This window comes from Brevibacterium litoralis (assembly GCF_040212315.1).
GTDB lineage: Bacteria > Actinomycetota > Actinomycetes > Actinomycetales > Brevibacteriaceae > Brevibacterium > Brevibacterium litoralis.
Map to the genome: position 1 here is coordinate 37,020 of NZ_JBDIUY010000018.1, position 26,008 is coordinate 63,027.

Consider the following 26,008-nt stretch of genomic DNA (forward strand, 5'->3'; position numbering starts at 1 on the left):
GCAGTACGAAACCCCTGTTCCGGGACAGCGCAGGTCTCGGAACAGGGGTTTCGTACTGCTGGAGTGGGCGGGAGGGAAGCTCTCCGCACCGGCCCCGGTAGGAACCGGGTGGGAGGGGTTCCTCGCGCCGCGCCCGGCACGTCTACAGAACAACTACAGGGCGCCTCGGGAGCAGTAGGCGTCAGCCCGCGAGATCCTCGGCGACCTGCACCAGCGTCCGCACCGGTACACCTGTGGCGGCGGCCCCGGTGTAACCCCAGGGGGAGCCGGTGTTGTAGGAGGGGCCGGCGATGTCGAGGTGCGCCCATTCCTGGCCGTCCTCGACGAACTCCCGGAGGAAGGCGCCGGCGGCGAGCATTCCGGCGTCGCGCTTGCCGGCGTTCTTGAGGTCGGCGACGGTCGAGGAGAAGCCGGCGATGAGCTCCTCCGGGATCGGCATCGGCCAGAACTGCTCGCCGGTGGCATCGGCGGCCGCGGCCACGGCGGTACGGGTCGTCTCGGTGCCCATGACGCCGGAGACGCGGGTGCCGAGTGCCACGATCTGGGCGCCGGTGAGCGTGGCGACGTCGAGGAGGACGTCGGGGTCCTCCTCCTGGGCGGCGACGAGGCCGTCGGCCATGACGACGCGACCCTCGGCGTCGGTGTTCGTGATCTCGACGGTCTTGCCGCCGTAGATCCGCAGCACGTCGGCCGGGCGGGTGGCGTTGCCGCCGGGCAGGTTCTCGGCCAGGCACAGCCAGGCGGTGACCTTGACCGGCAGACCGAGGTCGGCGACGGCGAACACGGTCTGGAGCGCGGCGGCGGCACCGGCCATGTCCGACTTCATGTCCTCCATCGAGGCCGGCGGTTTGAGCGAGAGGCCGCCGGAGTCGAAGGTGATGCCCTTGCCGACGACGGACAAGTGTTTGCCGGCTTTCTTCGGGGCGTACTCGACCTTGACCAGGCGCGGCGGGCGGCTGGAGCCCTGGCCGACGCCGATGAGGCCGCCGTAACCGCCGGCGCGCAACTGCTCGTCGTCGAGGACCGTGACCGACACCTTGCGCCCCTTGGCCTGGGCCTTGGCGGTGGCGGCGAAGGTCTCGGGGTAGAGGTCGAGCGGCGGGGTGTTGACGAGGTCGCGGGTGCGCAGCACGGCACCGGCGATCACGCCGGCCCGCTCGACACCGGCGCGGGTCTTCTTCGTCGCGAGGACGGACACCGCGGAGACCGGCGTCTTCGCCGAGTCGTCCGAGAGGTAGGAGGTGAAGCGGTAGGCGCCCAGGGCCGCGCCGAGTGCCACCGCCTCGGCGGCCTCGGCGGTGGGGGCCGGGAAGGCCACTGCCACGGACAGTCCGTCACCGAGGGACCGCAGCGCGGTGCCCGCCTGGCGGCGCAGGTTCTCCAGTGCGGCGGGTTCGCCGATCGTGACGTCCTCCTCGGCCTCGGTGCCCAGGCCCACGAGGAGCAGGGAGTCGGCGGCGAGGCCGGCGGGTGCCGGGACGTGGGCGGTGGAGCCGGCCGCGCCGGTGAAGCGCACGGCGGCAGCGGCCTGGAGGACGGCCTTGGCCTCGGCCTTGGTGAGCGGGTCACCGGTGAGCGTGACCGTGCCGTCGACGGTCCAGACACCGAGGACGAGCACGTCGGCCTTCGTCTTCGCGGCCGAGGTGGTGGCGGGCACCGGCAGCACGTGGGCGTGGGTGGGGAGAGGAGACGACATGGAAGTCCTTTCGTCGTGGGGTGCACCTCCGGGTGCACGTGTGTCTCGCGGTACACCCTATGTCGGAGTATGTGGCGGGGCGCACGGCCGGACCTGCCCCCTCCCATCGCACCCGGCCTACACCCGGCACCGGGCCCACACCCGGCACCAGGCACACATAGGATGGGAGCGTGGTGTACTCACTCGTCTTCCGGACCCTGTTCGTCCCGATGGACGCCGAACGCGCTCACTCCCTGAGCTTCGGTGCCCTCCGTGCCCTCGACCGTGTGCCCGTGGCCCGCGACCTCGCCCGGCGCGTCCTCGCGCCCCGGCAGCGGCCCGAGCCCGTCCGGGCGCTCGGTCTCACCTTCCCCAACCGGGTGGGGCTGGCCGCCGGCTTCGACAAGGCCGGACGCGGCGTCCGCGCACTGTCGATGCTCGGCTTCGGGCACGTGGAGATCGGTACCGTCACCGGGCAGGGCCAGCCGGGCAACCCGCAGCCGCGCCTGTTCCGGCTGCTCGACCACGAGGCGATCCTCAACCGGATGGGCTTCAACAACCCCGGCGCCGAGGTCGTCGCGGAGAACCTGCGGCGCGCGCGGGCCGAGTTGGACGCGATGGATCCGGCCGTGCGCCCCGTGCTCGGCGTCAACATCGGCAAGACGAAGGTGGTGCCCGCCGCCGAGGCGATCGAGGACTACCGGGCCAGCGCCCGGACCCTCGCCCCGCTCGCGGACTACCTGGTCATCAACGTGAGTTCGCCGAACACCCCGGGTCTGCGGGACCTGCAGTCGACCGAGGCGCTCGGACCGATCGTGCAGGCCGTGCGGGCCGCCGCCGACGAGGCGGTCGCGGAGTCCGTGGCCGCCGGGGGACCGGCCCCGGCCTCGGACCTCGGCCACGTGCCGCTGCTCGTGAAGATCGCCCCGGACCTCGCGGACTCCGACGTCCTGGCGGTCGCGGACATGGCGGTGGGCCTCGGTGTCGACGGACTCATCACGACGAACACGACGATCGACCGGTCCGTGCTGGACGGTGCCGACCGCGAGTTCGCGGAGGCCGAGGCCGGTGGGATCTCCGGTGCTCCCCTGACCGCACGGGCCCGGGAGGTCACGCGGATGGTGAAGGAGCACGTGGGGGACGCGCTCACGGTCGTCTCGGTCGGGGGCATCGGTGACGCCGCCGAGGCGAATGTGCGACTGGCCGACGGTGCGGACCTCGTCCAGCTCTACAGTGCGCTGGTCTATCGGGGGCCGGCCCTCGTCGGGCGGGTGCTCGACGGCATCCGCCCGACGACCGGGCCGGTGGTCCGGGGACCGGTCAGCTCGGGTACTGGCGCCGCTTGACCTGCGGCTTGGGCACGCGCAGCGGGCGGAGCTGGACCGCGCGCATGATGGCGTAGAAGTTCAGGCCCTTCTCGAGGTTCTCCTTGCCGCCGAACTTCACGGCCATGCGCCCGCGCATCTGGAAGCACAGGAGGATGCTGTCGAGGAGGACGAGGGCGAGCAGACCGTAGACGATGCTCGTCCCGATGATCTCCGCCTGTCCGCCGAAGCCCCACATGAGGATCAGCAGGACGAGGGCGACGGGCATGAACATCTCGCCGACGCTGAACCGGGCGTCGACGAAGTCGCGGACGTACCGGCGCTGGGGTCCGCGATCGCGCTGCGTGAGGTACTTCTCCTCACCGTTCATGAGGCCCTGGCGTGCGACCTCCCGCTGCGCACGCTCCTGCGCCTTCGCCTTCTTCACGGCCTCCTTGTCCCGCTTGTCCCCGACGAGGGGACGACGGTTGGCCGCCTCTCGCTCCTTCCGGGTGGGCGTGGGGCCCGACTTGGCCCGCGGGTCCCGGCGCTGGGGCCGGGTGTCCGCGGGTGCCTCCGTGGTCTCGTTCGCCGGGGTGGAGGTCACACCCGGCACGTCATCGTTCTTCTTGCGTCCGAACACGCGGGCCATCCTAGCCGGGCGGCGGCACCCGCCCGGTCGCGGGCCCGGTTCGTCACGGACCGGTGGCGAGGGCCTACCATGCGGACCATGACCGAACCCTCCATCACCCCTGCCGCCGACCGTCTGCCCGACGCCGAGGCGGCCGCCGAACTCCGCGCACGCCTCGCCCCGCTGCAGGACCGCCTGCTCACCGAGCTCTCCGAACTCGTCTCCATCCCCTCCCTCGCCTGGCCGAGCAGCGACCCGGCCCACGTCGAGGCCTCGGCGCGGAAGGTCGCCGAGCTGGCACTCGCCCACGGCTTCGAGACCGCCGAGGTGCTCCGCGGGAAGAACGAGGACGGAACCGACGGCTACCCGGCCGTCGTCGCGACCGTGCCCGCACCGGAGGGCCGCCCGACCGTCCTCCTCTACGCGCACCACGACGTCCAGCCGACGGGTGATCCGGCCCTCTGGGAGTCCGAACCCTTCGTCGCCACCCGCAAGGGTGACCGGCTGTACGGTCGCGGCGTGGCCGACGACAAGGCCGGGATCATCACGCACCTCGGCGTCCTCGACCTGCTGCGCGACGAACTGCAGGTCGGCGTCGTCCTCTTCGCCGAGGGCGAGGAGGAAGCGGGTTCGCCGAGCTTCCGCGACTTCATCGAGCGGTACCGCGACAAGCTGGCCGCCGACGTCATCGTCGTCGCGGACTCCTCGAACTGGACGGCCGGGACACCCGCCCTCACGACCTCGCTGCGGGGTGTGGCCGCACTCGAATTCACCGTCACGACACTCGACCACGACGTCCACTCCGGCCTGTATGGCGGCGTGGTCCCCGACGCGATGATGGCGATGACGCGCCTGCTCGACACCCTGTGGGACTCCGAGGGCTCCGTGGCCGTCGAGGGCCTGGTGAGCAGCGAGGCGGCGGAGGTCGACTACCCGGAGGCGGATCTGCGCCGCGATTCCGGTGTCCTCGACTCGACGGACCTGATCGGCCGGGGTCCGCTGTCCAGCCGGCTGTGGTTGCAGCCCTCGCTCACCGTCATCGGCCTGGACAACCCGGCAGTCGACGTCTCCTCGAACACCCTGCGCGGCAGCATGCGTGCCAAGGTCTCCGTCCGCCTCGCACCGGGCCAGGACCCGCAGGCCGCTCTCGAGGCGCTGCGGACCCACATCACCACCCACGTGCCTTTCGGCGCCCGCGTGGAGTTCGGTGCGACCGAGGCCGGCAAGCCGTGGAAGGCCGACCCGGCCGATCCGAACGTCGGGCTCGCCTCGGCCGCGCTCACCGCGGGGTTCGGGCAGGAGGTCGCCTCCATGGGCGTGGGCGGGGCGATCCCGTTCATCTCCGACCTGCAGGAGGTCTTCCCGTCTGCCTCGGTGCTCGTCACCGGTCCGCAGGACCCGGACTCGCGGGCCCACAGCGCCAACGAGTCGCTGTACGTCCCCGACCTGTGGTCCTCGATCGTCGCCGAGGCGCTCGTACTGCGGGGCCTCTGACCTCTCGATCCGCCGATCCGCGTGCACGGGAATGCATCGGGTCGACTCCCGGTTGTAGGCTGGGAGACACCACATTCCACCTGAAGGAGCGTCCATGACTGTGACCGACGACATCGCCACCCACGGGGTCGAACTCTCCGGCGCCGCGGCGGACAAGGTCCGTTCCCTGCTCACGCAGGAGGGTCGTGAGGACCTGCGACTGCGTGTCGCCGTGCAGCCCGGCGGCTGCTCGGGCCTCATCTACCAGCTGTACTTCGACGAGCGTTTCCTCGACGGTGACGCGATCCGTGACTTCGACGGCGTCGAGGTGATCGTGGACCGCATGAGCGTGCCCTACCTGGACGGCTCGACCATCGACTTCTCGGACACCATCGAGAAGCAGGGGTTCACGATCGACAACCCGAACGCAGGCGGATCCTGCGCCTGCGGCGACTCCTTCCACTGAGTCACCGAACCCCGGGTCATGACGGCCCGGGGCACACCACCGAGTGGTACCGACGCGCGGGTGGGGACGGCAGACCCGTCCCCACCCGCGCGTCGTGTCGTACCAGGCAGGACACCGAAGCCGACCCGAGGAGGAGGACGAGATGGACCCCGGGGACCTGCGGGCCGTCGAGGACACCGCACGTGAGGACGGGACCGTTCCGGAGGTCCTCACTCCGGACACGCTCCTGGCCGCCTATGTGGCTGGCATGTTCCCGATGGGACTCGGGGAGGACGGCGGGCCGCCCATCGGGTGGTGGGCGCCTCGGCGGCGGGGTGTCCTGCGTCCGGGGGAGCTCCACGTGAGTCACAGCCTGCGGAAGTCGCTGCGGCGGTTCGACACCGCCGTCGACACGCGGTTCGAGGAGGTCGTCCGCGCCTGTGCGGACCCGTCCCGGTCCGGCGCCTGGATCACCGAGGGCGTCGTCCGGTCCTACGTCGCCCTCCACGCCGCCGGCCATGCGCACTCCTTCGAGGTGTTCGAGAAGGGGACGGGTGAACTCGTCGGTGGCCTCTACGGCGTCGCCCGCGGGGGAGTGTTCGCCGGGGAGTCAATGTTCCACCGGGCGACGGACGCCTCGAAGGTCGCGCTCGTGGCGCTCGTGCGGTTGCTCGACGCCGTCGACGACGACACGCCGTGGCTGGTCGACACGCAGTGGCAGACGTCACACCTCGCCTCGCTCGGCGTCTCCGAGATCTCGGGTGCCGCGTACCTGCGAGCCCTCGCACGCGCGCGTACGGGGACACACTCGCAGCATTTTCTGAGCGAATGAGCAGGGGTGTGTGAATTTCTACCGCTCGTAGCGGTAAGGTGATCCCGAGACAAGAATCGTGTCCGGTGATGGGGTGTGTTCGTGCACCCCGCACGAATCGATACCGACTAGAAGTACTGAAAGGCTGCACGTGGATTCACCGAATCAGCCAGTACGCAGCAGGGGCCGGTTCCCCTGGGCCAAGAGGGCCGGTGTGCTGGGCGCAGTTGCCACGACGATGCTGCTCGCCGGTTGCACCAGGGAACAGTGGGAAGTGGGCTACCTCCCCGTCGAGTCCAAGGGAGCGACCTCGCACACGGACCACTACATCGCGCTGTGGAACGGCGGCTGGATCGCCGCCCTCGCCGTCGGTGTCGTGACCTGGGGCCTCATCCTGTGGTGCCTGGTGGCCTACCGCCGCAAGAAGTCCGACCGTGGCCTGCCGCGTCAGCTGGCGTACAACATGCCCGTCGAGATCCTCTTCACCGTCATGCCGATCGTCCTCGTCATCGGGTTCTTCTTCCAGACGGTGAACACGATGGCCGTGACGACGGACGAGAACTCCGAGCAGTTCACCGCCTCCACGCAGGCCGAGCAGACGATCGAGGTCGTCGGCAAGCAGTGGGCGTGGGACTTCAACTACGTGACGGAGAACCGGTACTACGCCGGTGTCCAGGCGAACCTGGACGGTACCGAGGCGCCGGGTGACAACGCCCCGACCCTCTACCTCCCGGCGAACACCTCCATCAACTTCGAGATCCGCTCGCGCGACGTCGTGCACTCCTTCTGGGTGCCGGCCTTCCTCGAGAAGATGGACATGATCCCCGGCAAGACCAACCACATGCACCTGACCCCGCTCAAGGAGGGCTCGTACGTCGGCAAGTGCGCCGAGCTGTGCGGTGAGTTCCACTCCGAGATGCTGTTCAACGTCGAGGTCGTCTCCCCGGAGGAGTTCGACCGCCAGATGCAGCAGCTGGAGCAGGGTCAGCTCGGACCGGAGTACGACCGGACCGAGTGGTACCAGAACCCCTACGAGCAGGAAGAGGGTGAGCACTGATGACGGCAGTGGCTGATCGCCCCACCGACTACATCCCGGAGAACCCGGTCCCGCGCAAGCCGATCGGCAAGGTCATCGTCAACTGGCTGACCTCCACCGATCACAAGACGATCGGGTACATGTACCTCATCGCCTCCTTCGCCTTCTTCTGCATCGGCGGTGTGCTCGCACTCGTCATGCGCCTGGAGCTCTTCGAGCCCGGCATGCAGGTGATCGAGACGAAGGAACAGTTCAACCAGCTGTTCACCATGCACGGCACGATCATGCTCCTCATGTTCGCCACCCCGCTGTTCTCGGGCTTCGCGAACGTGCTCATGCCGCTGCAGATCGGTGCGCCCGACGTCGCCTTCCCGCGCCTCAACGCCTTCGCGTTCTGGGTCTACCTGTTCGGTTCGCTCATCGCCTGCGCCGGCTTCCTCACCCCGCAGGGTGCCGCGAGCTTCGGCTGGACGGCCTATGCGCCGCTGAGCAACTCGACCTTCACGCCCGGCCTCGGCGGTGACCTGTGGGTCATGGGCCTCGGCTTCCAGGGCTTCGGTACGATCCTCGGTTCCGTCAACTTCCTCACCACCATCGTGACGATGCGTGCGCCGGGCATGACCATGTTCCGGATGCCGATCTTCACCTGGAACACCCTCATCACCGCGCTGCTCGTCCTCATGGCCTTCCCGCCGCTCGCCGCGGCCCTGCTGGCCCTGGGTGCCGACCGCATATTCGGTGCGCACATCTTCTCGCCCGAGGTCGGGGGACCGGTGCTCTGGCAGCACCTGTTCTGGTTCTTCGGGCACCCCGAGGTGTACGTCATCGCACTGCCGTTCTTCGGCATCGTCTCGGAGATCTTCCCGGCCTTCAGCCGCAAGCCGATCTTCGGGTACAAGTCGCTCGTGTACGCGACGATCGCCATCGCCGCCCTGTCCGCGACCGTGTGGGCCCACCACATGTACGTCACCGGTGCCGTGCTGCTGCCGTTCTTCGCCTTCATGACGATGCTCATCGCGGTGCCGACGGGTGTGAAGATCTACAACTGGCTGGGCACGATGTGGAAGGGCTCGCTCACCTTCGAGACGCCCATGCTGTGGTCGCTCGGCTTCCTCATCACCTTCGTGTTCGGTGGCATCACCGGTGTCATCCTGGCCTCGCCGGCCCTCGACATGCACCTGTCCGACTCGTACTTCGTCGTCGCGCACTTCCACTACACCGTCTTCGGCACCGTGGTGTTCGCGATGTTCGCCGGCTTCTACTTCTGGTGGCCCAAGTTCACCGGCAAGATGCTCAACGAGACGATCGGCAAGATCCACTTCTGGCTGCTGTTCATCGGCTTCCACGGCACCTTCCTCATCCAGCACTGGCTGGGTGCCGACGGCATGCCGCGTCGCTACGCCGACTACCTGCCGCAGGACGGCTTCACCTGGATGAACCAGGTGTCGACCATCGGCTCGCTGATCCTCGGTCTGTCGCTCATCCCGTTCTTCTGGAACGTGTGGGTCACCGCCCGCAACGGCAAGAAGGTCGAGACGAACGATCCCTGGGGCTACGGCCAGTCGCTCGAGTGGGCCACCTCGTGCCCGCCCCCGCGTCACAACTTCAACGAGCTGCCGCGTATCCGTTCGCACCGCCCGGCCTTCGACGCCAACCACCCCGAGCTCCTGGAGCTCATGGGTGAGCCCGCGGACGCGTATTCGGTCGTCGAAAGGACCGCCAAGTGAAGACATCGGCCATCCTCTTCTTCTCGGGTCTGTTCTTCTTCTTCCCGATGGCGTTCATCTACGGGTATTTGACGAACTTCTCCGAGCTCGTCGGGTTCCCGGCTTTCCTCCTCGTCGGCTTGATGTGCGTGATGATCGGCGGTGCCTTCTGGTTGGAGAACCGGAACATCGGCCAGACCTCGCAGGACGACGAGAAGGGTGAGATCTCCGAGGAGGCGTACGAGTACGGCTTCTACAGCCCGTGGTCCTGGTGGCCGCTGGCCGTGGCCGCCGGTACCGGCGTCTGCTTCCTCGGCGTGGCCGTCGGCATGTGGATCGTGCCCTTCGGTGCCGTCATCGCCCTGTGGGGCATGCTCGGCCTCGTCTTCGAGTACGACCGGGACAACCACGCCCACTGATCCCTCACCGGACACACGTCGAGCCCGGGACCACACGGTCCCGGGCTCGATGTGTATTCAGGGCCGGGGGTCAGTCGGCCTCGACCGTGCTCCACTTCTGGGAGGCGACGACGAGCTCGTGGAGCTTGTCGCGGGCGGCACCGGAGTCGAGGGCGGCCGCGGCGACGGACACCTTGGCGGCGATCCGGTCGGTGAGCGACCCCGAGGCGTCCGGTGCGGCGGCCACGAGTGCGGCGGCGGCGTTGAGCAGCACGACGTCGCGGACGGCGGAGCCGCCTCCGGAGAGGGTGTCCTCCATGACCCGTGCGTTGTGGGCGGGGTCGCCACCGCGCAGGTCGTCCTTCGTGTACCGCGGCATGTCGAGAGCGGTGGCGTCGAACTCGTGGGCGACGATCTCGCCGTCGCGCACCTCCCACACGTCGTTGACCGCGGTGTTCGAGAGTTCGTCCAGGCCGTCGCGGGCACGGAAGACGAGGGCGGAGTCGCCGCGACGGGCCAGGGTGCCGGCGACGAGCGGAGCCATCGCGGGGTCCGCGACACCGATCGCGGTCTGCCGGGTCCGGGCCGGGTTGGCGAGCGGTCCGAGGATGTTGAAGGCCGAGGGTACCGCGATCGCCTTCCGGACCGGGGCGATGAAGCGCATGGCCGGGTGGTAGACGTTCGCGAAGGCGAAGCCCATCCCCACCTCCTGTGCCAGCCCGGTCGTCTGGGCGGGCGTCAGGTCGAGGGTGAGGCCGAGGGTCTCGAGGACGTCGGCGGAACCCGATGCCGAGGAGGTCGCACGGTTGCCGTGCTTGAGGACCTTCTGGCCGGTCGCGGCGATGACGAAGGACGCGGTGGAGGAGATGTTCACCGTCTTCGCGCGGTCACCGCCGGTCCCGACGATGTCGACCGCGTCGCACAGTCCGTCGAGCGTGACGGCGTGGTCCATCATCGCGCGCACGAGGCCCGTGATCTCCTCGATCGTCTCGCCCTTGCCGTGGTGGGCGACGAGGAAGGCGGCCATCGTGGTGTCCGGGACGTTCCCGGACATGATCTCGTCCATCGCCCAGGCGGCGGTGTCCTCGCTCAGGTCCTCGTGGGCCATGAGGGCGACGAGGACGTCGGGCCAGGTCCGCAGTTCGTCCAGGGTCGGGGTGGACGCGGTCGCCGGTGTGGGGGCACTCATACGCGGATCGGGCCTTTCGGTACGCCCCGGGGAGCCGTCCCCGGAGTCGGCTGGTGTGTCCCGGCCATGCTAGACGGGCGGATCCGCGCCCCGCAGCACCGTCCCGGACGCCGGGAGGGCGATTCGCATTACGTCATGAGCACCTTGTGGAAATGGGCGGCCGAGGCCTGCCGGGCAGGACACGCCCGGTACACGCTGAATCACTGGCCTCACGGTGCGTTCCACCCTGCCGCGTGCTGGTGCGGGAGTTGCCTACACGTCGTAGAAAAAACCTGGTCGGGAACCTGTGTGAAAGGTGAAATTCTGCTGCGGACTGGGTAATAATGGCGACGTGTCAACTGCCACTGCTTCCACTACAGCGCCGGTTCATCCCGTCATCCACAGGCCCAACACGACGATCGTCGGATTCATCGTGTGGCTGTCGAGCGAGTTGATGTTCTTCGCCGCGCTCTTTGCCATGTACTTCTCGATCCGGTCGGTCGTGCCGGACATGTTCGCGGAGGGTCACGCCCTCCTCGACATCCCGTTCGCCACGGTGAACACCCTGATCCTGGTGGCGTCCTCGGTGACCTGCCAGATCGGTGTGAACAAGGCCGAGCAGGCCGTGCCGATCCCGCACCGTTCCGGCGGTCTGCACCAGGTCGGCAAGTGGGGCATGGTCGAGTGGTACTACCTCTCCTTCTTCCTGGGCGCGATCTTCATCGGCGGTCAGGTCATGGAGTACGCGACGCTGTTCTCCGAGGGCGTCGCCCTGAACTCCAACGCCTACGCCTCGATCTTCTACCTCACCACGGGCTTCCACGGCATGCACGTGACCGGTGGCCTCATCGCCTTCCTGCTCGTGATCGGACGGGCGTACAGCGCGAAGAAGTTCGGACACCGTGAAGCCACCTTCGCCGTGTGCGTCTCGTACTACTGGCACTTCGTCGACGTCGTGTGGGTGGGCCTGTTCGGCATCATCTACCTGCTGCCCTTCCTCAGCTGACGCACGTTCGCACGAACCGGACCCGAGCAAGTAAAGGACTTATCCCTGTGAAGCTTCTAGCCGAACGCCGCCGGCACCCGATGGCCCTCGTGGCCCTGTTGCTCATCGGGCTCCTGCTCACCGGTGGCGCCTACGCCCTGTTCACCTCGAACAGCACGGCGAACGCGACCACGAGCACCCAGGCGAGCCCCGAGGACGGGGAGAAGCTGTTCGTCGCGAACTGCGCGACCTGCCACGGCCTCAACGCCGAGGGCACCGACAACGGCCCCGGCCTCATCGGTGTGGGCGCCGCCGCCGTCGACTTCCAGGTCGGCACCGGTCGTATGCCTCTGCAGATGAACGGCCCGCAGGCCATGGTCAAGACCCCGCAGTTCAGCCAGGACGAGATCGACGACATGGCTGCCTACGTCGCCTCCCTCGGCCCCGGCCCGGCAGTGCCGGACGAGGAATGGCTGGACACCACGCAGGGTGACGCGGCTGCCGGTGGCGGTCTGTTCCGCACCAACTGCGCCATGTGCCACAACGTCGTCGGCGCCGGTGGTGCTCTCACGCGCGGCAAGTACGCGCCCAACCTCTCCGAGGTCTCCGAGAAGCACCTCTACGAGGCCATGCAGACCGGCCCGCAGAACATGCCGATCTTCAACGACGCGAACCTCACGCCCGAGCAGAAGCGTGACGTCGTGACCTACGTCCGCTACGTCGCGGAGACGGAGTCGCCCGGCGGCGCCAAGCTCGGATCGCTCGGTCCGGTGTCCGAGGGTCTCTTCATCTGGTTCTTCGGCCTGGCCGCCGTCATCGCCATCACCGCATGGCTCGCAGGCCGCTCGAAGTGACCCGCCCCGTTCTTCAATCCGTATCGAGTAATAGACGAGGAATCGAATGACCTCGAAACAGCACACTGCCGAGCACGGCAGCCTCGAGCAGGTGAATGGGTTCACCGATCCCGGGATCCACCATCACCCGCCGCGCGTCACCGACGACAACTCCGCCGCCGAGCGCGTCGCCGAACGACAGGTGGCCGGCTGGTTCGTCCTGTCGATGATCGGCACCATCTGGTTCATCGTGTCGTACTTCCTGTTCACGCCGGACGAGACGATGGCCAGCATCAAGCTGCAGAACCTCATGTTCGGAATCGCCGGCACCGTCGCCCTGGGCGGTATCGGCATCGGTATCGTGCTGTGGGCCAAGACGCTCATGTCCGATGCGGAGATCGCCGAGGACCGGCACGAGATCGCCGGGACCGAGGAGGACCAGGCCATCGCCCTGGAGATCCTCAACCAGGCGAAGGAGGAGTCGGGCATCGCCCGGCGTCCGCTCCTGCGGAACACCCTCATCGCCGCCGTCGCGATCATGCCGCTGCCGGCCGTCCTGGTGTTCCGGGACCTCGGCCCGCTGCCCGGTGACATCTTGTTCAAGACGCTCTGGGGTCCGGGTGTCCGGCTCATCCAGGACGTCGGGGGCATCCCGCACGAGGAACGGCCCATCAAGGCCGCGGACGTGACCGTCGGGTCCGCCTTCCACGTCCTGCCCTCGGGCATCGCCGATTCGGGACACCCGCTCGACGAGAAGGCCAAGGCGTCCGTCCTCCTCATGCGGGTCGACCCGAAGGAGCTCAACACCGACCCGGAGAAGGAGTCCTGGGGCGTCGACGGCATCGTCGCGTACTCGAAGATCTGCACCCACGTCGGTTGCCCGGTCGCCCTGTACGAGCACCAGACCCACCACCTGCTGTGCCCCTGCCACCAGTCGACCTTCGACGTGACCAACCACTGCAAGGTGATCTTCGGCCCCGCCAAGCGCCCGTTGCCGCAGCTGCCGATCGAGATCGACGACGAGGGCTACCTCGTCGCGCAGCGTGACTTCCCGGAGCCCGTCGGACCGACCTTCTGGGAGATCAACACGAAGGAGACGTCCGTAGAATGACCACCGTGACTGAACCCACGACGGCCGTCGGCAAGACGGCGATGTTCGTCGAGACCCGGGTGGGCGCCTCGAAGATGGTGCGCGAGTTCGGCCGTAAGATCTTCCCCCAGCACTGGTCGTTCATGCTGGGCGAGGTGGCGCTCTACTCGTTCGTCATCCTCCTGCTGACGGGCACCTTCCTCACCTTCTGGTTCCAGCCCGCCATGGGCGAGCTGCACTACGACGGCCCCTGGGTCCCGCTGCAGGGCGTCGAGATGTCCGAGGCGTACGATTCGGCACTCGTGATCTCCATGGAGATCCGTGGCGGCCTGTTCATCCGCCAGATGCACCACTGGGCAGCGCTCCTGTTCATGGCCGCTCTTTCCGTCCACGCGCTGCGTGTCTTCTTCACCGGCTCCTACCGCAAGCCGCGTGAGATCAACTGGCTCATCGGTATCGCCCTCGTGGCCCTCGGCATGGGTGCCGGCTTCACCGGTTACTCGCTGCCCGACGACCTGCTCTCCGGCAACGGTCTGCGGATCATCGACGGCATCCTCAAGGCGATCCCGCTCGTCGGTACCTACATCTCGTTCTTCCTCTTCGGTGGCGAGTTCCCGGGCATCGACATCATCGCCCGTCTGTACAGCCTCCACATCATGATCATCCCGGCCATGCTCATCGCGCTCATCGCTATGCACATGATGTTCGTGGTGGTGCACAAGCACACCCACTACGCTCAGGCCGGTGCCACGGAGAAGAACGTCGTCGGCGAACCCGTCATGCCGACCTTCGCGGCCAAGGGCGGCGGCTTCTTCTTCATGATCTTCGCCCTGCTGTCGTTGATCTCGGGTGTGTTCACCATCAACCCGATCTGGAACTACGGCCCTTACGACCCCTCGCCGGTCTCCGCCGGTACGCAGCCCGACTGGTACATCGGCTGGATGGACGGTGTCCTGCGTCTGATGCCGGGTTGGGGCGAGTTCTACATCTTCGGGTTCCCGATCTCGATGAACATCCTCGTGGCCGTCCTCGCCGCCGGCGTGCTGTTCGGCGCCATGGCGATCTGGCCGTTCTTCGAGGCCTGGCTGCTCAATGATCACGAGGAGCACCACATCGCGGACCGCCCCCGCAACAACCCGACCCGCACGGCCATCGGTGTCGCGGCGATCGTCTGGTACTGCGTCATGTGGGCGGCGGCATCCGGTGACCTCATCGCGACGTTCTTCCAGATGTCGCTCAACGACACGATCTACATCCTCCGCACGCTGTTCTTCGTCGGCCCGATCATCGCCTACGTGGTGACGCGTCGGATCGCCCTGGGTCTGCAGCGCAAGGACCGGGAGATCGTGCTCCACGGGTTCGAGTCCGGCCAGATCATCCGGTACCCGGAGGGCAAGTTCGAGGAACGCCACACGGACCTGTCCGAGGACAAGCTCTGGCGGCTCACCTCGTTCTCCACGCCGGAGTACATCCCGGCTCAACCGGGCCCGGACGGTCAGATCTCGAAGGCCGAGCAGCGCCGCGGCGCGATCGCGAAGTTCTTCTACGAGGACCGCGTCGCTCCGGTGACGAAGGCCGAGCTGGAGGCCGCACACGCCGCCCACGGACACCACGGTGTCGAGGGCGACGACCACAAGGCCGTCGGCGGGTACTGATCACCCGGTAGTTTCGACACACGCCTCGGGGGCGGACGGATCATCTGATCCGTCCGCCCCCGAGGCGTTCTGCGTCGGTGCTTCAGGCCGGGGTCGGCAGGAGGTGTGCGAGGTGTGCCTCGAACCCGTCCCGTGCCCGTACCAGCCCGGGGACCGTCGGGGTGTCGCCCTCAGTGGGTGCATCCGGGATCCGCACGAGGCGGGTCGTGCCATCGGTCAGCCAGGCGTGGACGAGGTCGGTCTCCTCGTCGAGAGTGCCGGTGGGTCCATCGACGGACTCGGCCGTGAGGACGAGGGAGTCGAGGGCCCGGTACGGATTGGCACCGGCGGGGACGGCGGCGGTTCCGACCAGTCGCCCGTACCGCAGCACGGCGACGTCCCAACCGCCCTGGGGCCGGGGTGCCGCGGCCTGGACCTCGGCGAGCGCACGGAGACCGTCCCGGCGTTCCCACCGGGTTCCCATACGGAGGAGATCGACGAGGTCGTCGCGGAGGACTGCCGCCGTCTCGAACCGTTCCTGCAGCGTGAGGTCGGTCATTCGCGCGCGAGCGGCCTCGACGAGCGCCTCCGGACGCCCGGTGGACAGCTCGTCGAGCACTCCCAGGCCGGCCCGGTAGGACCCCGGATCCGGATCCCCGGCGCAAGGACCCGCGCACCGGCCCATCTCCCCGGCCGGACACGGGGTGAAGTCCGCGGCACCCGGGCGCCGGGTGCAGGTCTTGAGCGGCAGGAGATCCTCGAGCAGCCGCTTGGCGGTCTCCGCCCGTTTCCGGGAAGGGAAAGGGCCGAGCACCGGCGTGGCGGTGGTCTCCGGTCGGGTGCGGGTGACGGACAGTCGGCCGAAGTCCCCGGTGGTGAGCCGGAGCCAGTGCAGACGGGATTCGGGCCGACGGGACCGGCGGTTGTACGGGGGATCCTGCTCGGCGATGAGGCGCACCTCCCGGACGCGGGCCTCCACCACCGTGTCGCACGGGATCGTGCGGACTCCGGTGGCGGCGACGAGCATGTCGGCCATCCGTCCACGTGTCTCCCCGGCGTTGAAGTACTGGCGGACCCGGGTCCGCATGTCCTGGGCGGACCCGATGTAGAGCACCCGCGACGCCGCGTCGAGGAATGTGTAGACGCCCGGCCCGTGGGGGACGTCCCGAGCCAGGGGCATACGCGTACGGCGGACCTCCCAGCCCTTCTGTCGGAGCGAAGTGAGCTCCTGCAGGGTCTCGACGCCGTAACCGCCCAGGAGGCCGAGGAAGTGGTCGAGGACCTGGAGAGTGGCGCGGGCGTCGGACAGTGCCCGGTGATCGGGCTCGACGCTCGTGCCGACGTAGCGGGCGAGCGTGCCGAGCTTGTGGTCCCGGACCTCGGGACGGGGCAGGAGCATGCGGCCCAGTCGGACGGTGTCGACGACCGTGGGATCGGGCCAGGGGTGGTCGAGGTCGGCGCAGGCCCGGCGGAGGAATCCGATGTCGAAGGGAGCGTTGTGGGCGACGAGCACCGCGCCGTGGGCGAACTCCAAGAAGGACGGAAGGACGGCCGCGAGGTCCGGGGCGTCGACGAGCATGGCGTTCGTGATCCCCGTGAGGCGTTCGACGAAGGGACTGACCTGCTGTTCGCGGGGCTTCACGAGCGTCGAGAACTCTCCGGTCACCTCGCCGCCCCGGGAGCGGACGGCCCCGATCTCGGTGATCTCGCTCGTGTCGCCGCGGGTGCCGGTCGTCTCCAGGTCGACGACGACGAAGGTGACCTCGTTCAGCGGCGTGCCGAGATCGGCGAGGGTGAGCTGGCCGGACCGGGCACTCGGTGCCCGGTCGAAGGGGCGGGACGTGGACATGACCCCATGATCGCACCGCCGACGGACACGGTTCGCCGGGCCTGTGGCTCCCGGCCGCCTAGACCTGTGCGCCGGAACCCGGGTCGGAAGGACGGTCCTTGGGCAGTCGCAGGAAGAGGATCGTCGCACCGAGGAGGACGATGACGACGAGCAGGAGCACCAGCCACCCGGGCAGCGGCCGGAAGAAGATCGCCCCGAGGAGCAGGAACGCCACGCCGCCGAGGCTCATGAGCCACCCGAGGACGACCACCGGTGCCGCCGTCCGCCAACCGACCCGCGGCGCCGGTGGGGGAGTCCATTCCTCCTCGTCCTCGAGCGCTTCGCGGATCTCGTCCCGGGACATCTCGGGGACGAACCCGGTGGGACGGGCCAGGCCCTCGACGACGGCGCGCCAGTCCTCGTCGGACACCCGGTCCTCCGCCGGTGCCCGCTCGGCATCGGGTGACCCGGACGGACCGTCCTCCTGCCCGTCCTCGGGGGAGCGGTCGGACGGATCAGTCATGTGGGCACCTCGTTCGCGGGGTCGGGGTCCATGGGGCGGGCGGACGTCCGGCGGTGGGTACGGACGCGGAGGGCGGCGGGCACCGTCGGCAAGGCGGGAGCCGCCCCGGTCGCCGCGGCGAGGAGATGACGACGGAGCACCTCGGCGACGAGGTGGTCGTCGTGGTCGACGGTCGCCACGTGGAGACTGCGGCGCAGGGGGACGACCTCGAAGGGGCCGCCGACGGAGGCGGCGATGCGCCGGGCGGACCGGGGCGCGACGACGTGGTCGGTCGTCGACAGGCACAGCGACACGGGAGCGGTGACCCGCCACAGGTGGCGGCGCAGGATGCGTTGTCCGGCGGCGAGCGAGGCGACGGCGGCAACGGGTGTGCGGTCGTAGGCGTACTCCAGGGCGCCGGGACGGGCGATGTCCCCGCCGATCGCCGGGACCGAGGGCACCAGGCGGGACAGGAGCGGCAGGGCGAAGGCGAGCGGGTCGTCGACGTGGACGGCCGGATTCACGAGGACGACCGAGGACACGAGGTCGGTGCGGGCGGCGAGGTCGAGCGCGAGCGCGCCGCCCATGGACAGGCCTGCGACGACGACACGGTCGTGGGAGGCGGCGAGGGACTCAAGCTCCGTGTGGGCCGCCGCGTACCAGTCCGCGTAGGTCCGCCGGTTGAGGTCACGCCAGTGCGTGCCGTGGCCGGGGAGCAGGGGAGCGGACCACGAGACGCCCGAGCCCGCCGGGGTCCCGGAGAGTTCGCGGGCGATGGCCCGCCAGACGACGGGGGAGCCGGTGATGCCGTGGAGCAGGAGGACCGCCACACCGGCGCCCTCGACCCGGACGTGCACAGGGCGGTGGACGTCAGCGGGGTCGACGGGGTCGACGGTGGGTGCGGAGGTGGTGTCCGTCATGAGGCTCCTTCTCCTCGTCGGTACGACCGTATAGTAATCTCGGATGGCCCACGTGGGAGAACAGGAAGGGAACACGTGTTCTACTGGATGCTCAAGGTCGTCGTGGCACCGATCCTACGGGTGCTGTTCCGACCCTGGGTCCGGGGGCTGGAGAACATTCCGGAGACCGGCCCCGCCATCATCGCCGGGAACCACCTGTCGTTCATCGACTCGATCCTCGTGCCCGTCGTCGCGCCCCGTCCCGTCGCCTACCTGGCGAAGAAGGACTACTTCACCGGCCGCGGGGTCAAGGGCATGCTGACCCGGTGGTTCTTCAAGCTCACCAACCAGCTGCCGATGGACCGGGGCGGCGGGTCCGGCTCGGACGCCTCGCTCACCGCCGGCCTCGAGGTCCTGCGGTCCGGTTCCCTCCTGGGCATCTACCCCGAGGGCACCCGCAGCCCTGACGGCAAGCTCTACCGGGGCCGCACCGGCGTCGCGCGGATGGTCATCCGCTCGGGTGCGCCCGTCGTCCCCGTCGCACTCATCGGCACGGACAGGATCCAGCCGGAGGGTGCGACACTGCCCAAGCTGGGACGCGTGGGCATCGTGTTCGGCAAGCCCCTGGACTTCTCCAAGTACGCCGACGTCCCCGAGGACCGCTTCCTGCTCCGGTCGATCACCGACGAGATCATGTACGAGATCCTGCGCCTCTCGGGCCAGAAGTACGAGGACTCCTACGCCTCCACCGTGAAGACCCGCCTGCTCGCCGAGAAGAAGAAGGCCGAGAAGGACTCCTGATCCGGCGTCGGACTTCAGAAGTGGTGGGGTGCCGGGGCTTGGGCGGCGTTAGGCACAGCCTGTTCGAAAAGGTCGATAACGGCGACACGCCGAATCGTTACCGCCGACCTTCCGGGCCGGGAGCCCGCCTGCCGATAGATTCGTCCTGTACGTTCCCCCGGGTCGGGGTGACGTCCGCTCGTCCGGCAACCGGCCGTCCACGGTGTCGCCCCTCGCGGGAGACCGGTGGGGTCTGCCCCAGAGGCGTGGTCACGCGGTAGAATCACCGTGGAGTCCACGCGACCATGTCGGTCACGGACACGGACCACCACGACCCTGCTTCCCCCAGGGGTGTAAAGGAGGAGTCGGTGTGAACCGCTCACACGAGGACCAGGTGCAGGAGCCTTCGCTGCCACGCGCGGCGCAGGGTCTCCTGTTCGACGACGACCTGCCGGAACTCGACGACGAGGCCGGCTACCGCGGACCCACGGTCTGCCGGGTCATCGGGATCACCTACCGTCAGCTCGACTACTGGGCACGGACGGACCTCGTCGTGCCGTCGATCCGCAATGCCGGCGGATCCGGCACCCAGAGGCTCTACAGCTTCCGCGACATCCTCGTCCTCAAGATCGTCAAGCGTCTGCTCGACACCGGCGTGGCGCTCAACCAGATCCGCGTGGCCGTCGGCCACCTGCGGGAGCGGGGCGTCGAGGACCTCTCGCAGATCACGCTCATGAGCGACGGTTCCTCCGTCTTCGAGTGCACCTCCGCCGATCAGGTCATCGACCTCGTCCAGGGTGGTCAGGGTGTCTTCGGGATCGCCGTGGGCCGCGTGTGGCGTGAGGTCGAGGGCACGCTCTCCGAGCTCCCGAGCGAACGCCCCGAGCGTCCGGCCGAGCCCGCGGCTCCGGCCGTCCCCGACGAACTCTCCGCCCTCCGCGCCCGCAAGCAGGCCGGTTGAGGCCGGGCCGGTGGGACCGCGTGTCCCACCGGCTCACATCACCTGAGGGAAGCATTCGGCCCCCGATGTCCACGTGGACATCGGGGGCCGAATTCGTGTGTGGAGCCGGCCGCGGCGTGCGGCAGTTCGAGAAGGCACGAAGGGTTGGATTCAGGTCTCGGATCCGACCATTCGTGTCGCCTCGATCCGGGCTGGGTAACGGGGTCAGGCCCCCGAACCGGGCTTATTCGCCGATCCGGACTTCCCGGTCCCTGTCTTCGACGTGTCTGCCTTCGCAGCGCCGGTCTTCCGGTTCCCCGTCTTCGCGGATCCCGCCGCCGAGGTGCCCTGCGCTTTCGCCGGACCTGCCGGTGCCTGGGTGGTCGCCTTCCCACTGTCCGTGACCGTGTCCTTGACGACGGTGAGCGGCACGGTCGGGGGAGGATCCGTGAGGCGCGAGGACGGGACGGATCCGGCAGCAGACTTTCCGTCGGGCGCGGTGGTCGAACCCTCGGCGGTCTTCGGGACACCCGGTTTCCCGGCAGCCGGCGTATCCGCGCCCGGCTTGACCGCACCCGACTTCTCCCCACCGGGCTTCCCGGCACCGGACTTCGGAGCCGTGGAGGTTGGGGTGGACGTCGTGGTGGCCCCGGGGGAGGGCTCCTCGGCGGCGCTGTTCGTCGTGCCGGTGTCGGCGGTCTTCGCGGCGGAATCCTCCTCGCCGGCTTCGTCCGTGGAGGCGCCGGGGCGGGCGGACTCGGCACGGAGGACGCGTTCGAGGATCCCGTCGAATGCGGTGGCGAGCTCCGCGGCGGCGGACCCGGGCCACTGGTGGATCGGACGGGCGGAGCCCTGTGCCTGCTGGAGGACGGTGCGCTCGGGGACCGGTGGGTCGACGACGAGCGGACCGAACATCTCCTTGAGTTCGTTGATGCGGTAGCCGTGTTCCAGGGACCCGGGGCGGACGCGGTTGACCACGACACCCAGGGGCGTGAGGCTCACGTCGTTGCGGCGGTGCAGCTCCTCGGCGGCGCGCAGCGCCCGGTCGGCGGCGGCGACGGAGAACAGGCCCGGCTCGGTGACGACGGCCACCTGGTCGCTGGCCGTCCACGCGGCACGGGTGAGGCCGTTGAGCGAGGGCGGGCAGTCGATGATGACGAGCCGGTAGCCGGTCCCGATCTTCTCCAGGGCCTCGCGCATGCGGCGTAGGTACCGGTCCGACAGCGAGGGACGGTCGAACTCCGCGGCGCGCGGGGAACCGGGGACGACGTCGATGTGGCCGACTTTGCCCTCCGACCAGCTGCTGGGCACGATGGCCCGTTCGAGCACGCGGGAGCGCGGTGCGGCCAGCACGTCCGCCACGTCGACCTCGGTCGTGACCGGGATGCCCAGGCCCGTCGAGGCGTCGGCCTGGGGGTCCATGTCGACGACGAGGGTCGGGATGCCCCGGGTGTATGCGGCGGAGGCGAGGCCGAGGGCGACGGAGGTCTTCCCGACCCCGCCCTTGAGACTCGAGATGCTGAGGACGAACACGCCCCCTACGGTAGCCGAAGTGGCCGGGAGTCCGTTCGACCGACGGGCGGGGATGTCGGTCACTCCCCGGCGCCCGCGATCGAGACGCGGACGGTCGACCCGGACGGGCCCGGGAGGACCTCGATCCCGGTGTCCAGGCGCTCCTTCATCTCCGTCACGTGGGAGATGATCCCCACCGTGCGGCCCCCACTGCGCAGCTCCTCGAGGACACCGAGGACCTCGTCGAGCGTGGCCGGGTCGAGCGACCCGAACCCCTCGTCGATGAACAGCGAGTCCAACTGGATCCCGCCGGCCGCCGCCTGCACGGTGTCCGCCAGGCCGAGGGCGAGCGCGAGCGAGGCGAGGAAGGTCTCCCCGCCGGAGAGGGACCGTGTGTCGCGGGTCTCCTGGGTGTGGTCGTCGAAGACCCGCAGCCCCAGGCCCGCACGCTTCTCCTTCCGGGCCGTCTCGAGGGAATGGACGAGCCGGTACCGGCCCGCACTCATCCGCAACAGTCGTTCCGTGGCCGCCTCGGCGACGCGGGCGAACAGGTCGACGAGGGCATAGGACTCCAAGGTGAGGGCGCGGGTGTTCTCCGGACTCGTGGCCCGCACGATCGCGGCGAGCCGGACGGTCTCGACGAGGTCCTCGACCTCCGCCGCCTCCGCCCGGGCCCGATCGCGGGTCCGCTCGACCACCGCGTGGGCGGTCGCCGTGCGGTCCGTGGCGACGGCCAGTGCGTCGCGGGCCGCGGCGGCCCGGGCATGCGCGGTCGTGGCGGCCTCGGATGCCCGGGCCAGGGCGTCCTCCAGGTCGGCGGTGTCCGCCTCGTCGGTCCGGGCCCGGGAAAGGCGGTCGTCCGCCCGACGTTGGTCGAGGGCGATCCGGCGTTCCTCGTGTCCGGCGACGAGCTGTGATTCGGCCGTGGTGTCCCGGCCCGCGAGGTCACGGACCTCCGACACGGACCCGAACCCGTGCGCCTGAAGTGCTGTGGTGAGTGCGGCCTCCCGCTCCGCCGCCGCGGTGCGGGCGGTGCGGACCGCCGTCCGCGCGGTCTCCCGGTCACGGGCGGCGGTCTCGAGATCCGCGGCGGCACGGGCCGTCCCCGTCGCCGCCTCCGGGGTCTCCGGAGCAGGAAGGCCCCACCGCACGAACGTCCGGGTGTGGGCGGCGTCCGGGGCGAGCGCCTCCAGGCGTTCGCGCAGGGTGTCCCGGGTGCCGCGGGCGGCGGCCACCTCCTGGTGCGCGGTGTCCAGCGCGGTCCGGGCGGACTCCAGGTCCGCCTCCAGGCGGGCGAGTGCGCGTTCGGCCTTTTGCGCAGCGGTGAACCGGTCCTGCAGATCGGTGAGCGTGGTGCGCAGGCGGGCGCGTTCGGTGGCGACCGATTCCTCGGTCGTGTCGCCCAGGGCGCCGCGGAGTCCGGCGAGGTGGTGCTCGGCGGTGGCGTGCTCCTCGGTGGCGGCGTGCAGGGCGGCCGCCGCGGCCTCGGCGGTCTCCTGGGCGCTCGCGACGTCCTCCCGGGTCACGTGGTCGGCGTCGAGGACGGCCGGGGCCGGGTGCTCGGTCCCCCCGCACACGGGACAGGGTGCACCGGCCTCCAGGTCCGCGGCCAGCTCCCCGGCGATCCCGGCCAGGCGCCGGTCGACCAGGCGCGCGTGGCTCTCCCGGGCCTCCCGGGCCCGGTCCCGGGCGCTCTCGACGGCCGTCCGGGTCCGCTCGGTCGCGGCGCGGGCCGTGGCGACCCGGTCGAGGAGCGCGGCCGAGGCGTCGAGGGCTGTGAGTTCCTCCTCGTGCGTCTCGATCCGGGTGCGGAGGGCCTGGGGGTCGACGGTGGACTCCCGGGCCTTACCGATCCGGCCCCCGAGGTCGGTGACACGGGCCTGCGCCTGCACGACGGCCTCCTCGGCCGCCGTGTGATGTGCCTGCGCCTCCGTGGTGTCGTCCGTCAGGTCCGCCCGGGCCGCGAGGAACTGCCGGTACCCCTCGGCGGCACCGGAGAGCTCCCGGGCGGCCGGAGCGAGGGTGGCCGGGTCCACTCCGCCGGCAGTCCCGTCTCCGGTCACTTCGCCGTCCGCGGTCCCGACACCGAGGCGCCCGCGGGCCGCGTCGAGCGCCTGCCGTGCGGTCCGTTCGTCCTCCTCGGCGCGCGCGAGCGCGGCGGTGGACCGCTCGTGCTCGGTGAGGGCCGGGACGACCGACCGGGAGCGTCCGACCGCGTCGAGGACCGCACGGGCCTTCTCGACGGCGGGGACCGCCTCGGCGTGGGTGGTATCCAGGCGGGAGAGGTCCTCCAGGACGCGCCGGTCGTCCAGGCGCCTTTCGGCGTGTGTCCGGGCGTCGGTCGCCGCGGCGGCACGACTCTGCGCGAGTGCGGCGACGACACCGGCGACCTCCTGCTGCTCGCGGTACAGGGCGGTGGCCGGGACGAGGACCGACAGGAGGTCGGACTCCGTGGGGTCCGGGGCGGGTGGGACCGGGAGCGTGGGGGAGTGCGCGGCGGCGGCCTGTTCCATGAGACCGCGGCGGCGGCTGGACTCCTCGGTCAGGCGCGACCGGGCGGCGGCTGCCCGGTCCTCCAGGACACGGGTGACGGCCTGGTAGATGCCGGTACCGAACAACTGCCGCAACAGGGGTTCGCGCTCCTGGGGGTCCGCACGCAGGAACCGGGCGAACTCGCCCTGGGGGAGCATGACGATCCGGGAGAACTGTTCCGCGTTCACGTGGAGGACGTCCTCGATGAGGGGAGCGGCCTCCTTCATCGTGCGGGCGAGTGCCTTCCGCTCCCCGTCGACCCATTCCTCCAGGAGTGCGGTGGGACGCTGCCGGGTCGTGGCACCGTCCTTGCCGCCGCGCTTCTTCACCCGGTCGTAGGCCGGGGTGCGCTCGACCCGGAAGGTCCGTCCGCCGGCGGAGAAGTCGAGCACGACGCGGGTGGGCAGGTCGTCCGGTGCGAACTGGCTGCGGAACTGGGCGGCGTCGTTGCGGGCGCCGGGCACCCGCCCGAACAGGCCGAAGCACAGGGCGTCGAAGACCGAGGTCTTGCCCGCGCCGGTGGGTCCGGACACGAGGAACAGGCCGTCCCCGGTGAGGCGGTCGAAGTCGATCGTCTCCGTCCCGGCGAAGGGGCCGAAGGCGGAGATCTCCAGGCGGTGGAATCTCATGCGTCCTCCTGGCGGGCGAGTGCGAGTGCGGAGTCGAAGCGGTCCCGTTGGCCGGGGGTGGGGCCGGTGCCGAGGACCTCGACGAGGAAGTCGGAGAAGACCTCCGTCTCGGTGCGGCGGGCGAGTGTCCGGGCGTCCCGGGTCTCGGCCGGGGCCGCCGGGGTCGCGTGTGCCCACCCGTACTTGACGATGCCCGTGGGACCGCCGTCGTCCTCGTAGGGGCGACCGTAGGCGGCGAACAGGCGTTCCCGGGTCCGCGGCGGCCGGTCGGTGTCGGTGAGGACGACCTCGACGAGGTGGTCCCGGTACTCCGGAGCCCGTGTCACGACCTCGTCGAGCGTTCCGGTGACGGTGGCCACCGGCAGGTAGGGGTCGAGCGGGACGGGGGTGACCGCGACCTCCTCACCGTGTGTACCGAGGTCGACGAGGAGCAGGGACTTGGCGGACCGGGCCTCGGAGAAGGAGAAGGCGACGGGGGAGCCGGAGTACCGGACCGTGTCCGTCACCCGCTGTGGGCGGTGCAGGTGTCCCAGCGCCACGTAGTCGGCGCCGTCGAACACACCGGCCGGGGCGACCCCGAGGCCGCCGATGTCGAGGTCCCGCTCGGACTCCGAGGTGGCCGGTTCCCCGGAACCCTGGACGAAGGAGTGCGAGAGCACGAGCAGGGCCGCCTGCGGGTGGTGGGCGGCGTGGTGGGCGCGCACGAGGTCCATGGCGTGTGAGAGGACGGCCGTGTGGGTCCGGGCGACACCCCAGCGGTGGTGGACGAGCCCGGGTTCCAGGTAGGGCAGTGCGTACACCGTGAGACGCCCGTCGTCGAGGACGACCGGACGGACGATGTCCCGCAGGCGGGTGCGGACGTGGAGGCCGGCCGCGTCGAGCATCCGTCCGCCGTGCCCCAGGCGCCGGAAGGAGTCGTGGTTGCCGCTGGAGACGATCACGGGCACACCACGGGAGACGAGTCCGGCGGCCACGTCGTCGAACTGGGCGAGGGACCCCGGACCGGGGACCGCCCGGTCGTAGAGGTCACCGGCGATCGCGACGGCGTCGACCGCGTGGTCGTCGACGATCCGCAGCAGGTGGTCGAGGAAGGCGGCGTGGGCGTGGGCGATGTCGACCCGGTGGAAGGTCCGGCCCAGGTGCCAATCGGAGGTGTGCAGCACTCGCATGTGTCGCACCCTAGCCGGGGGCTCGGAC

22 protein-coding genes are annotated in these 26,008 nt (G+C 69.9%); 13 read left to right on the forward strand and 9 right to left on the reverse strand.

Features of this window, described 5'->3' with window-relative positions; translation table 11 throughout:
- Positions 1–181: 181 nt before the first annotated feature.
- Positions 182–1,696, reverse strand: coding sequence for a leucyl aminopeptidase (locus AAD496_RS05925; RefSeq protein WP_349827737.1), 1,515 nt, complete (start codon positions 1,694–1,696; stop codon positions 182–184).
- Positions 1,697–1,866: 170 nt separating this feature from the next.
- On the opposite strand from AAD496_RS05925, the gene AAD496_RS05930 reads away from it, so the two are divergent.
- On the forward strand, positions 1,867–3,021 hold the full coding sequence (locus tag AAD496_RS05930) for a quinone-dependent dihydroorotate dehydrogenase (protein ID WP_349827738.1): 1,155 nt from the start codon (positions 1,867–1,869) through the stop codon (positions 3,019–3,021).
- Here the strand turns inward: AAD496_RS05930 and AAD496_RS05935 are convergent.
- Positions 2,996–3,631, reverse strand: a complete 636-nt coding sequence (locus AAD496_RS05935) for a DUF3043 domain-containing protein (RefSeq protein ID WP_433913730.1) — start codon at positions 3,629–3,631, stop codon at positions 2,996–2,998. The genes AAD496_RS05930 and AAD496_RS05935 overlap by 26 nt on opposite strands.
- Before the next feature lie 78 nt (positions 3,632–3,709).
- Between AAD496_RS05935 and AAD496_RS05940 the strand changes: the two genes are divergently transcribed.
- The 6 genes from AAD496_RS05940 to AAD496_RS05965 all read left to right on the forward strand — a co-directional run bounded on the left by AAD496_RS05940 (position 3,710) and on the right by AAD496_RS05965 (position 9,500).
- A complete protein-coding gene (locus AAD496_RS05940) occupies positions 3,710–5,104 on the forward strand; it encodes a M20/M25/M40 family metallo-hydrolase (protein WP_349827740.1) in 1,395 nt (464 codons plus the stop codon).
- 94 nt (positions 5,105–5,198) lie between these two features.
- The gene (locus tag AAD496_RS05945) at positions 5,199–5,549 is read left to right on the forward strand and encodes a HesB/IscA family protein (protein ID WP_349827741.1); all 351 of its coding nucleotides are present in this window, start codon (positions 5,199–5,201) and stop codon (positions 5,547–5,549) included.
- A 142-nt stretch (positions 5,550–5,691) separates the two neighbouring features.
- Positions 5,692–6,360, forward strand: coding sequence for a leucyl/phenylalanyl-tRNA--protein transferase (aat, locus tag AAD496_RS05950; RefSeq protein ID WP_349827742.1), 669 nt, complete (start codon positions 5,692–5,694; stop codon positions 6,358–6,360).
- 193 nt (positions 6,361–6,553) lie between these two features.
- A complete protein-coding gene (gene ctaC, locus AAD496_RS05955) occupies positions 6,554–7,396 on the forward strand; it encodes an aa3-type cytochrome oxidase subunit II (protein ID WP_433913731.1) in 843 nt (280 codons plus the stop codon).
- Entirely contained in the window at positions 7,396–9,102 is a 1,707-nt protein-coding gene (gene ctaD / locus AAD496_RS05960) for an aa3-type cytochrome oxidase subunit I (RefSeq protein ID WP_349827744.1), read from the forward strand. Before ctaC ends, ctaD begins: the two co-directional genes overlap by 1 nt.
- The gene (locus AAD496_RS05965; RefSeq protein WP_349827745.1) at positions 9,099–9,500 is read left to right on the forward strand and encodes a cytochrome c oxidase subunit 4; all 402 of its coding nucleotides are present in this window, start codon (positions 9,099–9,101) and stop codon (positions 9,498–9,500) included. Before ctaD ends, AAD496_RS05965 begins: the two co-directional genes overlap by 4 nt.
- Before the next feature lie 70 nt (positions 9,501–9,570).
- Here AAD496_RS05965 and trpD read toward each other — a convergent pair whose 3' ends face one another.
- Positions 9,571–10,668 (reverse strand): anthranilate phosphoribosyltransferase, encoded by a 1,098-nt coding sequence (gene trpD, locus AAD496_RS05970; RefSeq protein ID WP_349827746.1) that lies wholly within the window; start codon positions 10,666–10,668, stop codon positions 9,571–9,573.
- 331 nt (positions 10,669–10,999) lie between these two features.
- Here trpD and ctaE point away from each other — a divergent pair, with 331 nt between their 5' ends.
- Genes ctaE through qcrB form a run of 4 tightly spaced genes read left to right on the forward strand, consistent with a single transcriptional unit; the run spans position 11,000 to position 15,210 of the window.
- The gene (gene ctaE, locus AAD496_RS05980) at positions 11,000–11,653 is read left to right on the forward strand and encodes an aa3-type cytochrome oxidase subunit III (RefSeq protein WP_433913732.1); all 654 of its coding nucleotides are present in this window, start codon (positions 11,000–11,002) and stop codon (positions 11,651–11,653) included.
- Between the two features lie 47 nt (positions 11,654–11,700).
- Complete coding sequence (gene qcrC / locus AAD496_RS05985) at positions 11,701–12,486, forward strand: cytochrome bc1 complex diheme cytochrome c subunit (protein WP_349827747.1); 786 nt, start codon at positions 11,701–11,703, stop codon at positions 12,484–12,486.
- A 46-nt stretch (positions 12,487–12,532) separates the two neighbouring features.
- Positions 12,533–13,576 carry a cytochrome bc1 complex Rieske iron-sulfur subunit gene (gene qcrA / locus AAD496_RS05990; protein WP_349827748.1) on the forward strand — a complete coding sequence of 348 codons (1,044 nt, stop codon included), beginning with the start codon at positions 12,533–12,535 and terminating at the stop codon, positions 13,574–13,576.
- Positions 13,573–15,210 (forward strand): cytochrome bc1 complex cytochrome b subunit, encoded by a 1,638-nt coding sequence (qcrB, locus tag AAD496_RS05995; protein ID WP_349827749.1) that lies wholly within the window; start codon positions 13,573–13,575, stop codon positions 15,208–15,210. The genes qcrA and qcrB overlap by 4 nt, the downstream gene beginning before the upstream one ends.
- An 82-nt stretch (positions 15,211–15,292) precedes the next feature.
- On the opposite strand, the gene AAD496_RS06000 is transcribed toward qcrB, so the two are convergent.
- The 3 genes from AAD496_RS06000 to AAD496_RS06010 are packed head-to-tail and all read right to left on the reverse strand — an operon-like array spanning position 15,293 to position 18,439.
- A complete protein-coding gene (locus AAD496_RS06000; RefSeq protein ID WP_349827750.1) occupies positions 15,293–17,038 on the reverse strand; it encodes a DEDD exonuclease domain-containing protein in 1,746 nt (581 codons plus the stop codon).
- A gap of 58 nt (positions 17,039–17,096) precedes the next feature.
- Positions 17,097–17,540 carry a hypothetical protein gene (locus AAD496_RS06005; RefSeq protein WP_349827751.1) on the reverse strand — a complete coding sequence of 148 codons (444 nt, stop codon included), beginning with the start codon at positions 17,538–17,540 and terminating at the stop codon, positions 17,097–17,099.
- Positions 17,537–18,439 (reverse strand): alpha/beta hydrolase, encoded by a 903-nt coding sequence (locus tag AAD496_RS06010; protein WP_349827752.1) that lies wholly within the window; start codon positions 18,437–18,439, stop codon positions 17,537–17,539. Before AAD496_RS06010 ends, AAD496_RS06005 begins: the two co-directional genes overlap by 4 nt.
- A 75-nt stretch (positions 18,440–18,514) precedes the next feature.
- Between AAD496_RS06010 and AAD496_RS06015 the strand changes: the two genes are divergently transcribed.
- Together AAD496_RS06015 and AAD496_RS06020 are read left to right on the forward strand one after the other, a co-directional pair.
- Complete coding sequence (locus AAD496_RS06015; protein WP_349827753.1) at positions 18,515–19,219, forward strand: lysophospholipid acyltransferase family protein; 705 nt, start codon at positions 18,515–18,517, stop codon at positions 19,217–19,219.
- Between the two features lie 349 nt (positions 19,220–19,568).
- Positions 19,569–20,159, forward strand: a complete 591-nt coding sequence (locus tag AAD496_RS06020; RefSeq protein ID WP_349827754.1) for a MerR family transcriptional regulator — start codon at positions 19,569–19,571, stop codon at positions 20,157–20,159.
- A 204-nt stretch (positions 20,160–20,363) separates the two neighbouring features.
- Here AAD496_RS06020 and AAD496_RS06025 read toward each other — a convergent pair whose 3' ends face one another.
- From AAD496_RS06025 to AAD496_RS06035, 3 genes are read right to left on the reverse strand one after another with little or no spacing between them, the layout of a single operon-like run.
- Positions 20,364–21,671, reverse strand: coding sequence for a ParA family protein (locus AAD496_RS06025; RefSeq protein WP_349827755.1), 1,308 nt, complete (start codon positions 21,669–21,671; stop codon positions 20,364–20,366).
- Positions 21,672–21,730: 59 nt separating this feature from the next.
- Positions 21,731–24,811, reverse strand: a complete 3,081-nt coding sequence (locus tag AAD496_RS06030; RefSeq protein WP_349827756.1) for an AAA family ATPase — start codon at positions 24,809–24,811, stop codon at positions 21,731–21,733.
- Entirely contained in the window at positions 24,808–25,980 is a 1,173-nt protein-coding gene (locus tag AAD496_RS06035; protein WP_349827757.1) for an exonuclease SbcCD subunit D, read from the reverse strand. The genes AAD496_RS06030 and AAD496_RS06035 overlap by 4 nt, the downstream gene beginning before the upstream one ends.
- Positions 25,981–26,008 lie beyond the last annotated feature (28 nt).